Source organism: Acidovorax sp. GW458-11-26-14-TSB4 (genome assembly GCF_059423865.1).
Window position 1 is genome coordinate 89,415 of sequence record NZ_JBWKYR010000001.1, and the last position, 12,518, is coordinate 101,932.

A 12,518-nucleotide genomic window follows, 5' to 3' on the forward strand; every position below is an offset into this window, starting at 1 on the left:
CCACAACGGATGGTCAAAACACACTGAAAACCGCCTGCAGACAGCACTTGTGCGCTCACTGGGCGGAACAGGACATTGTATGCGGGCCCCCGCCACGCGCCCAAGGGGTATGACCCAAGGTGGCAGCGGGTGTTTGTTGCCCTCCACAGAATGCCGTTTCCGGCAGGCCTGCAGTGGGCAGAGCGCTACACCCCTGATAGCAAAAAGCCCGCGCAAGCGCGGGCTCTCCGGTCAAGATGCGGCCAGGCCGCCGGACTTCAAGCGGCCTGGCGCTCGACCGGCACCGCACCGCCCCGGCGCCATTGGGCCATCAGGCCATCCCACTTGGGGCGGGCCGCAGCCAGGTGGCGCTCCTTCACATGGCCGTAGCCGCGGATGTCTTCGGGAATGCGTGCGATCTCCACGGCCAAGGCCAGGTTGTCGGCCGTCAGGCCCTTGAGCAGCTCCTCGATGCAGGCGCGGTACTCCACGATCAGCGCGCGCTCCATGCGGCGCTCCTCGGTGCGGCCGAACGGATCGAAAGCGGTGCCGCGCAGGCCCTTGAGCTTGGCCAGCACGCCGAAGGCGCTGCGCATCCAGGGGCCGAAGGGCTGCTTGACCAGTTCGCCGCGCTCGTTCTTCTTGGCCGTGATGGGCGGCGCGAGGTGGTGCACCAGCTTGTAGTCGCCTTCGAACATGTTGGCGATCTTGTCCGTGAAGGCCCGGTCGGTGTGCAGGCGCGCCACCTCGTACTCGTCCTTGTAGGCCATGAGCTTGAACAGGTAGCGGGCCACGGCCTCCGACAGGCGGGTACCGGTGCCGAGCTGGCCTTCGGCGGCACGCACCTTCTCGACGAAGGCCGTGTACTCGGCGGCGTAGGCGGCGTTCTGGTAGTCCGTGAGGAAGTCCACGCGCTTGGAGAGCATCTCCGTGATCGACGGCTTCTTGACGAACTCGATCACCTGCGCGGCCTGGAACAGGGACTGCACGGCCTTGAGGTCGTGGGCGCAGCGGCGGCCCCACTCGAAGGCGGCCTTGTTGTTGTCCACCTGCACGCCGTTGAGCTCCATGGCGCGCATCAGCGAGGCGTAGGTCAGCGGCACGCGGCCCTTTTGCCAGGCGTAGCCCAGCATCAGCGGGTTGGTGTAGATGCTGTCGCCCAGCAACTGGGTGGCTACCTGCTCCGCATCGAAGCTGCCCACACCACCGGCCCCCACGGCCGCCGCAATGGCGCTGTCGCAGTTGGCACCGGGGAACTGCCAGTTGGGGTTGGTCACGAAGGCCGCCGTGGGCGTGCCATGGGTGTTGAGCGCCACGAAGGTGCGGCCCGGCTGCATCACGGCCAGGGTGTACTTGTGCGCCGCCACGATGGAGTCGCAGCCGATCACCAGGTCCGCCTTGGCCGTGTCGACCTTGGTGGTGTAGATGGCCTCGGGCCGGTTGGCGATCTGGATGTGGCTCCAGGTGGCGCCGCCCTTTTGCGCCAGGCCCCCGGCGTCCTGGGTGATGACGCCCTTGCCATCGAGGTGCGCCGCCATGCCCAGCAGCGAGCCGATGGTGATCACCCCGGTACCGCCCACACCGCCGACCACGATGCCCCAGGCCGCTTCGGCCACGGGCAGCACGGGATCGGGGATGGCCGGCAGGCTGGCCAGGTCGCCCTTCTTTTCCTTCTTGGGCTTCTTGAGCTTGCCGCCTTCCACCGTGACGAAGCTCGGGCAGAAACCGTTGACGCAGGAATAGTCCTTGTTGCAGGTGCTCTGGTTGATGCGGCGCTTGCGGCCGAACTCGGTTTCCACCGGTTCCACGCTCAGGCAGTTGGACTTGGTCGAGCAGTCGCCGCAGCCCTCGCACACCAGGTCGTTGATGACTACGGTCTTGTCCGGCGTGGCCAGGGTGCCGCGCTTCCTGCGGCGGCGCTTTTCGGTGGCGCAGGTCTGGTCGTAGATGATGACCGTGCAGCCCTTGATCTCGCGGAACTGGCGCTGCAGCGCGTCGAGCTCGTCGCGGTGGTGCACCGTCACGCCCTCGGCCAGCGCCACGCCGTCGTACTTCTGCGGCTCGTCGGTGACGATGATGAGCTTGACCACGCCCTCGGACTTGAGGCTGTTCATGATCTGCAGCACCGAGTGGCCCTCGGGCCGCTCGCCCACCTGCTGGCCGCCGGTCATGGCCACGGCGTCGTTGTAGAGCACCTTGTAGGTGATGTTGGTGCCCGCAGCGATGCTCTGGCGGATGGCCAGCAGGCCGCTGTGGAAGTAGGTGCCGTCGCCCAGATTGGCGAACACGTGCTGGTCGGTGGTGAACGGGGCCTGGCCCACCCAGGTCACGCCCTCGCCGCCCATCTGCGTGAAGGTGGAGGTGTTGCGGTCGGGCATCCAGTTGGCCATGTAGTGGCAACCGATGCCGGCCACGGCGCGCGAGCCCTCGGGCACGCGGGTGCTGGTGTTGTGCGGGCAGCCGCTGCAGAACCAGGGTGCGCGCTCGCCGGTTTCCACCTTGAGCTCGGCCATGCCGCGCTCGCTCGCCTCGATGACGGCAATGCGCGCATCCATGCGGGCGATGATGTCGCTCGACACCCCCATCTTCTTGAGGCGTTTGGCGATGGCCTTGGCGATGATGGCCGGCGTCAGGTCGGCCTTGGCGCGCAGCAGCCAGTTCTGGCTGGGGTTGGGCATGGACCATTCGCCGCCCGTCGCATCGCCCTCGGGCTCGTCGAACTTGCCCAGCACGTGGGGGCGCACGTCCGAACGCCAGTTGTACAGTTCTTCCTTGAGCTGGTACTCGATGACCTGGCGCTTTTCCTCGACCACCAGGATCTCCTGCAGGCCCTGGGCGAAATCGCGCGTGATGGTGGCTTCAAGCGGCCACACCACGTTGACCTTGTGCACGCGGATGCCGAGCTGTCGGCAGGTGTCGTCGTCCAGGCCCAGGTCCACCAGGGCCTGGCGCGTGTCGTTGTAGGCCTTGCCGCTGGCGATGATGCCGAAGCGGTCGTTCGGGCCTTCGATGACGTTGTAGTTGAGCCTGTTGGCGCGGATGTAGGCCAGGGCCGCATACCACTTGTAGTCCATGAGGCGCGCTTCCTGCTCCAGCGGCGCATCGGGCCAGCGGATGTGCAGACCGCCCGGCGGCATCGCGAAGTCCTCGGGCATCACGATTTTCACGCGGTCGGGGTCCACCGAGATACTGCTCGAGGACTCGACCACCTCCTGGATGGTCTTCATGCCGGACCACACGCCCGAGAAGCGGCTCATCGCAAAGGCGTGCAGGCCCATGTCCAGGATCTCCTGCACGCTGCTCGGGAAGAACACCGGCGTGCCGCAGGCCTTGAAGATGTGGTCGCTCTGGTGCGCGGCCGTGCTGCTCTTGCTGATGTGGTCGTCACCGGCGATGGCGATCACGCCGCCGTGCTTGGCCGTGCCGGCCATGTTGGCGTGCTTGAACACATCCGAGCAGCGGTCCACACCCGGGCCCTTGCCGTACCAGATGCCAAAGACCCCGTCGAACTTCTTGGACTGGGGGTACAGGTCGAGCTGCTGCGTGCCCCAGACCGCCGTGGCGCCCAGTTCCTCGTTCACGCCGGGCTGGAAGACGATGTTGTTGGCCTCCAGGTGCTTCTTGGCCGCCCACAGGGACTGGTCGTAGGTACCGAGCGGCGAGCCGCGGTAGCCGCTGATGAAGCCGGCCGTGTTGAGCCCCTCCATCGCATCGCGCTGGCGCTGCAGCATGGGCAGGCGGACGAGGGCCTGCACCCCGCTCATGAACGCCCTGCCATGGTCCAAGGCGTATTTGTCGTCCAGAGTGACCGTCTCTAGGGCCTTGCGGATGTGCTCGGGCAGGGGGGCATTCATGGCTATGTCTCCATTGGCTTCTTGTGGGGGTGCGTCCCTTGTGGGGACGGTGGGGCACCGCGCTGCCATCCGTTTAGGGCGGCACCTCCAGTGTGAAGACAAGTGTATGCCCGCGTCGCTGATATGTCTTTGCGTTGTGTGCTGTGTTTAGGCTATTCTGAGAAAGGATCTTTCTTTATCCGGCCACTTTGTGAACACTCTCGACAAATTCGACATTGCCATCCTCAACGAGCTGCAAACCGATGCCCGGCTGACCAATGCCGAGCTGGCCCAGCGCGTGGGCCTGTCGGCTGCGCCGTGCTGGCGCCGCGTGCGTGCGCTGGAGGAAGAAGGCTTCATCAAGGGCTACCGCGCCGAGATCGACCGCAACAAGATCGGCCTGGGGGTGCTGGCCTTTGTGCGGCTCGATGCGGACCGCAGCACCGGCAACCTCACGCGCGAGATGGAAGATGCGATCGCCCAGATCCCCGAGGTCGTGGCCTGCCACTACATCAGCGGCACGGGCACGTTCGAGCTGCAGGTGGTGGCGCGCGACCTGGAGAGCTTTTCGCAGTTCGCGCGCAACGTGCTGCTCAACCTGCCGAATGTGAAAGACATGCACACCAGCTTCTCGCTCGGCGAGGTCAAGGCCAGCGGGGCGCTGCCGCTCACGCACCTCGCCCGGACGAGATGAGGATGCTACTTATTTTGTAGCAACTTGCGCTTGATGGACATGCGCCATGGCCAATTTTCGGCCGGATATCGGCGCGGACACGCCGCTGCGCACGGGGCTGGGCGATGCCCCGATGGCCGATCCCCTGCAAGGTAACAAGGCGTTCGAGCGCGGATTCACCACAGGGTGTGCTGTATAAGAACCTGTCCAAAGCCTGCGACACCACAGCACAACCACCGCGCAACCACCCAGCTGCCGCGCGCACCCGCGCCACGACCGGGGCGCAATGCTCAGGCGGTTGCGCGTTGGCCGGCTGGGCTAAAAATACGATGGCTTCTTTCGTACAGGCAGGCGGCCTGTCGAAGGAAGTCCCAAAGAGGGAGCGAGCGGCATGATCATCTGGGGCATTTTTTGGGGCGCGGTGCTGGGTTCGTGGTTTGGCGGCCATGGCGACTTCGGACCGTTTGTCGGCGCCATCCTGGGGTTTTTTGCCGGGCTGTCGCTGCGCTGGGCGGTGCGCTCCGCCATCCGTACCGAGTTGCAGGCGAAGGCCGTGAAGGCTGTTGCCCCGCCGGCTGCGGCGGCACACGCGGCGCCCACCGCCGAAGACCGGGCACAGGTGGCCTCGCCCACACCCCCACCGCCGGTGACCCGGGACGAACGCCCGGACGCGGACGATCCGTTCTGGACTGGCGAACCCACGCCGCAAGACCTGCCGCCCGTCCAGACCTCGGCCGCAAACTCGGCTCCGGTGCCTCCCCGCCCCGATGTACCTCGCCAGCCCGCCCCACCCAACGCCTTGGGCCAGGCCGTGCTTGCCGCCAGGAACTGGCTACTGGGCGGCAACACCATCGTGCGGGCAGGCCTGGTGATTTTGTTCATTGGCCTGTCCTTCCTTGCGCGGTATGCCGCTTCGGCCGGGCTGTTGCCGGTCGAATTCCGCCTGGCCGCGGTCGCGGCGGTGGGCATTGCGCTGCTGGTGGTGGGCTTCCGCAAGCGCGCTGACAAGCCCGCTTTTGCGCTGGCCCTGCAGGGCGGTGGCGTGGCAGTCATGTACCTCACCGTGTTCGCCGCCTTCCGGCTCTACGGGCTGCTGCCACCGCTCCATGCGTTCGGTCTGATGATCGCGGTCTGCGCGGCCAGTTGCGCGCTGGCGCTGCTGCAGGACTCGCGCGCGCTTGCCGTGGCGGCGTTTGCAGGTGGCTTTGCCGCACCCATCCTGCTGTCCACGGGCCAGGGCAGTCATGTGGGCCTGTTCAGCTACTACACCCTGCTGAACCTGGCCATTCTCTTCATTGCCCACAAGCGCTCCTGGCGCATGCTCAACGTGGTGGGCTTTGTCGCCACCTTTGGCGTCGCCTCGGCATGGGGTGCGCTCAAGTACCAGCCCGAGAACTACGCCAGCACGCAGCCCTTCCTTGCGGGCTTTGTGCTGATCTACCTTTGTGCTGCCATCCTCTATGCCCGCAACACGCCCACCAGTCTGGGCAATGCCGTCGACACCATGCTGGTCTTCGGCACGCCGCTGGTGGGCTTTGGTCTGCAGGCCGGGCTGGTACAGCCTTTTGAGCTGGGCGCCGCCTTCTCCGCAACGGCCTTTGCCGCGCTGTACCTGGCAACTGCGACCGTGTTGGCGCGCCGCGCGCTGGCCAGCTGGCGCCTGCTCGTCGAATGTTTCATTGCCGTTGGCGTGGGCTTTGCCACACTGGCCGTGCCACTGGCGCTGGACGCCCAATGGACATCGGCGGTCTGGGCGCTCGAAGGCGCAGGCGCTTTCTGGGTCGGCATGCGCCAGGCCCGCTGGATGCCGCGCGCATTCGGGCTTGTGCTGCAGGTCGTGGCCATGCTGGCTTTCCTGGGCAGCACCTCCAGCATCTCGCCGCTGCCGCTGGTCAACCCTGCCTTCCTGGGCGCGTTGCTGATCGCGCTGCCCTCGCTGCTGCTGGCCTGGTGGCTGCGCCAGCCGCTGCCGCACAGTGGCTCGGCCTGGGCGCGGGGTTATGCGGGTGTTGAGGCACGGCTGTCCAATCCGGCCTATCTCTACGGCTTTGTGTTCTGGTGCCTGGCCTGGCTCCTGGAAATCACGCGACGTGTGCCCGGCCTGGAAGCGGGCCAGTGGCCCATGTCGGTGTTCTCCGAACAGGTGACCGAACTGCTGGCCATGCTGGCCGTCGTGCTCAGCGCCGCGCTGTCGATGGTGCTCGGCCTTCGCACGCGCTGGGCAGTGGCGACCTGGCCGGCGCGCGGCACCATTGCGATGCTGGCGCTGGGCTTGGTCGTGCAGGTGGCCGACGGCTACCGCGTGCTCGCAACCCCCGCCTGGGCCGTGTGGCCCATCGTGCTGGCGCTGCATGTGTGGATGCTCAGGCAGACAGACCGCCTGCAGGTGGCGGCCGATGTGGATGGCAAGCCGGGTGCTCCCACCTCCTTCGCTGGCTGGTTCCATGCCGCCACCGTGTGGCTGGTGACCTTGCTGCTGGCCGACTGCCTGTGGTCCGGCATCGACAAGGCCGAGCTGTGGCGTACCTCCTGGGCCAGTGTGGTCCTGCTGGTCAGCGGCATTGCGGTGTTGATGCTGCTGGCGCTGTGGGCGGGTCGTGGCAACCGGCTGGCGCCGCGTGCGGCGCTGCCTTGGCCGCTCAACCCGCATGCCGAGGCCTACTACTGGCTGGCGGCCGCGCCCCTGGCGGTGATGGTGTTCTGGGGCGCGCTGTTGGCGGCAGTGCATTCGTCGGGCCACACCACGCCGCTGCCCTACATTCCACTGCTCAACCCCACCGACCTGACGCTCGCGCTCGCGTTGGGCGGCCTGTTGTTCTGGCGGCGGGCACTGCTTTCGGCGCTGCCGCTCCCGGCCCGCTCGGGCTGGGTCACCGGGCGCCATGCGCTGCAGGCGTTGGCGCTACTGGCGTTCATCGTCATCAACACCGTGTGGTTGCGTGTGGCCCACCACTTCTTCGGCGTGCGCTGGGATGCGTCGGCGCTGTTCGACAGCTTCGTGGTGCAGACTGGTTACGCCATCCTGTGGACCTTGCTGGCGCTCAGCATGATGGTGCTGGCGCACCGGCGCGTGCAGCGGCCGCTGTGGCTGGTGGGCGCGGGCCTGCTGGGCGCGGTGGTGGTCAAGCTGCTGCTGATCGATTTGTCCAATGCCGGCGGTGCCGAACGCATCATTGCCTTCATCGCCGTGGGTGTGCTCATGCTGGTGGTGGGCTACTTCGCGCCCTTGCCGCCCAAGGCGGTTTCCCGCGCGGAGCCTGCTGCCCCACTGCTGGCGCCATCGCACCAAGAGACTTTTCCATGAAGCCTGCTGTCGCTCTGAACCTGGCGCTGGCCGCTGCCGCCCTGTCCCTGTGTGCCGGTGCGGCCCACGCGGTGACCGACGCCAACAACCCTGCGGCCTATGCCATTCGCGTTCCCGTGACGCTCGCGGCCGATGCGCCGCTGCAGCGCATCCTGCTGCCCGCCGAGGTGCTGGTGCGCCTGCAAAGCCCGGGCTATGCCGACCTGCGCCTTTTCAACGGCCTGGGCCAGCCCGTGCCCATGGCACTGGCCGGTGTGGCGGCGGCCAGCACCCCAGAAGAGTCGGTGACCTTGCCCGCATATCCCATCCTGGCCGCTGCGGGCGCGGGGACGGCAGGGCTGGAAGGCTTGTCGCTGCGCATCGAGGAGCGCCAGGGCCAGCGCGTGGTGGTGCAGGTCGACAGGGCCGGCGCAGCAGGTCCTGCAGCCCCACAAACCGTGCAGGGCGCGTTGCTTGACGCGCGAAATGTGCAGTTGCCCGTGGCCCGCATGGCCCTGGACGCGGATCTGCCAGCAGGCCAACCCGTGACGTTCCAGGTGCAGGCCAGCAAGGACCTCAAGCACTGGCACCCACTGGCCGAGACCGTGCTGTACCGTGCCGACGCTGCAATGGCACCCACGGCACCAGGTCGCCTGGGCAGCGAGCAGATCGACCTGCAGCGCGCCGGCCTCAAAGACCACTACCTGCGCGTGACCTGGGGTGACGCTGCCGTGACCTTGCGCGGCGTCAGGCTGGCTACCGCCACCAACACAGGCCCGCGCGAGCGCGTCAGCGCCGGCATGGCGGTGCCGCCACTGGGCAACAACCCGCATGATCTGGTGTTTGCGCTGCCGTTTGCCACGCCAGTCGCCGCGCTCCAGATCAAGCCGCCCGGCAGCAATGTGTTGATCCCGGTGCGCGTGCTGGGCCGCAACCACCGCGAGCAGCCTTGGTCGCTGCTGGCGAGCGCGGTGGTCTACAAGATGACCGTGGGAGGCAAGGAGCAGGCCAGCGGCCCCGTCGAACTGGGCGGCGCCTCGGTGCGCGAGATCAAGGTCGAAGCCGACCCCAAGACCCCCGGCTTTGCCGCCACGCCCGAGATGGCGCTGCAGTTCGAGCCCGCGCAACTGGTGTTCCTGGCCAGCGGGCAAGGGCCCTTCACACTGGCTGCCGGGCTGCCCGGCGCCAGCGCCGCGACCAGTGCCTTCCTGCCCATGGCCAGCCTGGTGCCGGGCTACCAGCCCGCACAGGAGAACCAGTTGCCCATGGCGCTGGCCGATGCAGCCCGGGCCGACATCACCGGTGGCAAGCCCAAAGACGGCGCGCTGGTGCCTGCTGCGGTCGCCAGCGGCGGCATCTCCACGCGCAGTGCCGTGCTGTGGGGCGTGCTGCTGGCGGGCGTGGGGGCGCTGGCGCTCATGGCCTGGCTGCTGCTGAGGCAGACAAGGCGGGCGGACCAGCACGCACTGGCTGAGCCCACCGACGCGGTCTGAAGGGGGAAGGGACAGGCCTGCAGTCGGCTATTTGGCGCTGCCCCACCACGGCCACTCCAACCGTCGCACAATGTGCAGACATGCCACCATTGCCGTCCCACGAAAGCACGCGCAGCGTCGCACCCGAATCCGCACCCACCTCATCACCGGCCGAGGGGACTGGGGCCGCGCAGGGAAGCCTGGAGGACACAGCGCCCCCCGCAGGGCCAACGCCCGATCCGCAGGCATCGCTGTCACCGCTGGCCCCCCTGTCGGTGCCGGTATTCCGCATGCTCTGGCTGACCTGGATGGCGGCCAATACCTGCATGTGGATGAACGACGTGGCGGCCGCCTGGCTGATGACCTCGCTCACCACCTCGCCCATGCTGGTGGCGCTGGTGCAGTCCGCCTCCACCCTGCCGGTGTTCCTGCTCGGCCTGCCCAGCGGGGCGCTTGCCGACATCCTGGACCGGCGGCGCTACTTCATGGCCACGCAGTTCTGGGTGGCTGCCGTGGCGCTGGTCCTGTGCGCAGCCATCCTGGCCGGCGGCATGACGGCCCCGCTGCTGCTGGCCCTGACCTTTGCCAATGGCATCGGGCTGGCCATGCGCTGGCCGGTGTTCGCCGCCATCGTGCCCGAACTGGTGAGCCGGCCCCAATTGCCCGCGGCCCTGGCGCTCAACGGCGTGGCCATGAACGCCTCGCGCATCATCGGCCCGCTGCTGGCCGGCGCCATCATCGCCAGTGCCGGCAGCGCCTGGGTCTTCGTGCTCAACGCCGTGCTGTCGGTGGGCTCGGGCCTGGTGATCATGCGCTGGAAGCGCACCCACGTGCCCAGCCCCCTGGGGCGCGAACGCCTGGGCAGCGCCATGCGTGTGGGCCTGCAGTTCGTGCGCCAGTCGCCGCGCCTGCGTGCCGTGTTGTGGCGCATCTCGGTGTTCTTCTTCCATGCCACGGCCCTGCTGGCCATGCTGCCCCTGCTGGCCAAGGGCCTGGAGGGCGGCGGCGCCGGCACCTTCACGCTGCTGCTGGCGTCCATGGGCGCAGGCGCCATTGCGGCCGCCATGTTGCTGCCGCGACTGCGCCAGGCCATGCCGCGCGACGTGCTGGTGCTGCGCGGCACCCTGCTGCAGGCGGCGGCCACGGGCGTCATGGCCATTGCGCCCAATGTCTACGTGGCCGTGCCGGCCATGGTGGTGGGCGGCATGGCCTGGATCACCACGGCCAACACGCTCAGCGTCTCGGCCCAGCTGGCGCTGCCCAACTGGGTGCGCGCGCGCGGCATGTCCATCTTCCAGATGGCCATCATGGGCTCCACGGCCCTGGGCGCCGCCGTGTGGGGCCAGGTGGCCACGTTCACCAGCGTGCACCTGAGCCTGGGCATCGCGGCCGTGACCGGGTGCACCGCCATGGCGCTGGTGCAGCGCCTGGTGGCCGACCGCAACATGGAAGAGGACCTGAGCCCCTCGCAAGCCTTCAAGGTGCCCGTGGCCCCCACCCCACCGGAACGCGGCCACGTGGTCGCCACCATCGAGTACACCATCGACCCCGCACGCGCTGCCGACTTCCGCGAGCTCATGCAGGAGAGCCGGCGCAGCCGCCTGCGCCAGGGTGCCCTGTCCTGGCAGCTGCGCCACGACATCGCCGACCCGGCGCGCTACGTGGAGCAGATCGAGGACGAGTCCTGGACCGAACACCTGCGCCGCTTCGACCGCGTCACCGCCTCCGACGTCGCCCTGCGCGAGCGCAAGCTGGCCTTCCACATCGGCGACGCACCGCCCGTGGTGTCCCGCTTCGTGGTCGAGCGCTGAGCCAGCCCACGAACGTAAAAACTGGCACGCTGCCTACACCAGTGCCCCCGTGCAAGGGCCGCCCCGCCGCACCGGGGGCGTCCCCCTCCCGAGTCGCGCAGCGAGTCGAGAGAGGGGTGAAGGCGCGAAGCGACTCAGGGGGTGCTTACTACCGTGGCCAGAGCACCCACAGGCGCAGGCCCTGCTTGAGCCGGCCAGCGATGTCGCCCGCCTCCTGGCCCCAGCCGGTGAAATAGTCGGCCCGCACGGCACCCAGGATCGCGCTGCCCGTGTCCTGCGCCAGCACCAGGCGGTTGAGCTGCACCTGCGGTCCGGTGGAGGCCAGCCAGACCGGCGTGCCATAGGGAATGCTCTGGCGGTCCACGGCGATGGAACGGCCCGGCGTGAGCGCTACACCCTGGGCACCCTTGGGGCCGAAGCCGGCCTCCATGGCGTCGAGCGGCTCCTCGCGGAAGAACACATAGCGCGGGTTGGCCCACAGCAGCTCGTTGGTGCGCTGCGGGTTCTGCGCCAGCCAGGCGCGGATGCCGGGCCAGGTGGCGTCGCGCGTGGCACCCTGGTCCAGCAGCCAGCGGCCCACGCTCTGGTAGGGCTGATCGTTGGTACCCGCATAGGCCACGCGCACCAGGCTCACCGATCCATCGGGCTCGGCCACGCGCAGGCGGCCCGAGCCCTGGATGTGAAGCACCATCGACTCCACCGGATCGCGCAGCCAGGCAATGGCCCGCCCCTGCAGCGCGGCCTGCGCCTCGGGCAGGGTGTCGATCTGCTGGCGCGTGTACCAGGGCTTGCGCGCACCGAATCCCGCAGGCAGGCGGTAGACCGGCACGGTGTAGCCATTGCCGGGCTGGCGCGCGGCGTCGATCATGGGCTCGTAATAGGCGGTGAGCAGGCCCTCGGGATTGCCGTCGGCCGACTCCACGCGGTAGGGCTGCAGGCGCGCCACCATCCAGGCGCGCTGCTCCTCGGCGGTGGCAATGCTCAGCTGGCGCACCTCGCCGCACAGTTGCACGAATTGCGGGGCAGGGCGCTCACAGCTCTTGATCCAGGCGTTCCAGGCCTCGTGCGGCGCGTCGTTGGCGAAACCCGGAAGCTCGGCCCAGCGCACCGGGATCCAGCGGCTCTTGGGCTGGGCCATGGCCGGCGGCAGCGGGCCGTTGTCACCAGGCACGACCACGGCGCCCGGCACCGGCGCAGGGAAGATGGCCCCAGGGGACGAGGGGCTTGTGGGGGCGGGCCGGGTGGCGCAGGCGGCCAGCGTTCCTACAATCAGCGCCGTCATCACAAGGCGCAGGAGTGTCAATTTCATGGGGCTGATTTTGCTTGAAGCGCTGCTGGCGCTGGTGGTGCTGGTGGCCATCGTCTGGTGGACCATGTTTTCCGGGCGCCGGGGTGGCGAACTCAAGGCCCCGGAATCCGAGGAAGGCAAGGACCCCAGCACACCAGCAGGCAAGGACTGAACGCCAG

8 protein-coding genes are annotated in these 12,518 nt (G+C 68.2%); 6 read left to right on the forward strand and 2 right to left on the reverse strand.

The window, feature by feature from the left end; genetic code table 11:
- Positions 1 to 257 precede the first annotated feature (257 nt).
- Positions 258 to 3,833, reverse strand: a complete 3,576-nt coding sequence (locus tag AC07X5_RS00490) for an indolepyruvate ferredoxin oxidoreductase family protein (protein WP_494768630.1) — start codon at positions 3,831 to 3,833, stop codon at positions 258 to 260.
- A gap of 190 nt (positions 3,834 to 4,023) precedes the next feature.
- Between AC07X5_RS00490 and AC07X5_RS00495 the strand changes: the two genes are divergently transcribed.
- From AC07X5_RS00495 to AC07X5_RS00515, 5 genes are all read left to right on the forward strand, one after another.
- Positions 4,024 to 4,506 carry an Lrp/AsnC family transcriptional regulator gene (locus AC07X5_RS00495; RefSeq protein WP_409960887.1) on the forward strand — a complete coding sequence of 161 codons (483 nt, stop codon included), beginning with the start codon at positions 4,024 to 4,026 and terminating at the stop codon, positions 4,504 to 4,506.
- A gap of 46 nt (positions 4,507 to 4,552) precedes the next feature.
- Positions 4,553 to 4,684, forward strand: a complete 132-nt coding sequence (locus tag AC07X5_RS00500; RefSeq protein WP_409960886.1) for a hypothetical protein — start codon at positions 4,553 to 4,555, stop codon at positions 4,682 to 4,684.
- Positions 4,685 to 4,876: 192 nt separating this feature from the next.
- Positions 4,877 to 7,789 (forward strand): DUF2339 domain-containing protein, encoded by a 2,913-nt coding sequence (locus tag AC07X5_RS00505; protein WP_494768631.1) that lies wholly within the window; start codon positions 4,877 to 4,879, stop codon positions 7,787 to 7,789.
- On the forward strand, positions 7,786 to 9,261 hold the full coding sequence (locus AC07X5_RS00510) for a DUF3999 domain-containing protein (RefSeq protein WP_494768632.1): 1,476 nt from the start codon (positions 7,786 to 7,788) through the stop codon (positions 9,259 to 9,261). The genes AC07X5_RS00505 and AC07X5_RS00510 overlap by 4 nt, the downstream gene beginning before the upstream one ends.
- An 80-nt stretch (positions 9,262 to 9,341) precedes the next feature.
- Positions 9,342 to 11,051 (forward strand): MFS transporter, encoded by a 1,710-nt coding sequence (locus tag AC07X5_RS00515; protein ID WP_494768633.1) that lies wholly within the window; start codon positions 9,342 to 9,344, stop codon positions 11,049 to 11,051.
- Between the two features lie 148 nt (positions 11,052 to 11,199).
- Here AC07X5_RS00515 and mltA read toward each other — a convergent pair whose 3' ends face one another.
- Complete coding sequence (gene mltA / locus AC07X5_RS00520) at positions 11,200 to 12,426, reverse strand: murein transglycosylase A (protein WP_494768634.1); 1,227 nt, start codon at positions 12,424 to 12,426, stop codon at positions 11,200 to 11,202.
- On the opposite strand from mltA, the gene AC07X5_RS00525 reads away from it, so the two are divergent.
- Complete coding sequence (locus tag AC07X5_RS00525; protein WP_409960881.1) at positions 12,359 to 12,511, forward strand: hypothetical protein; 153 nt, start codon at positions 12,359 to 12,361, stop codon at positions 12,509 to 12,511. The two genes, mltA and AC07X5_RS00525, sit on opposite strands and share 68 nt — an antisense overlap.
- The last annotated feature ends 7 nt before the right edge of the window (positions 12,512 to 12,518 follow it).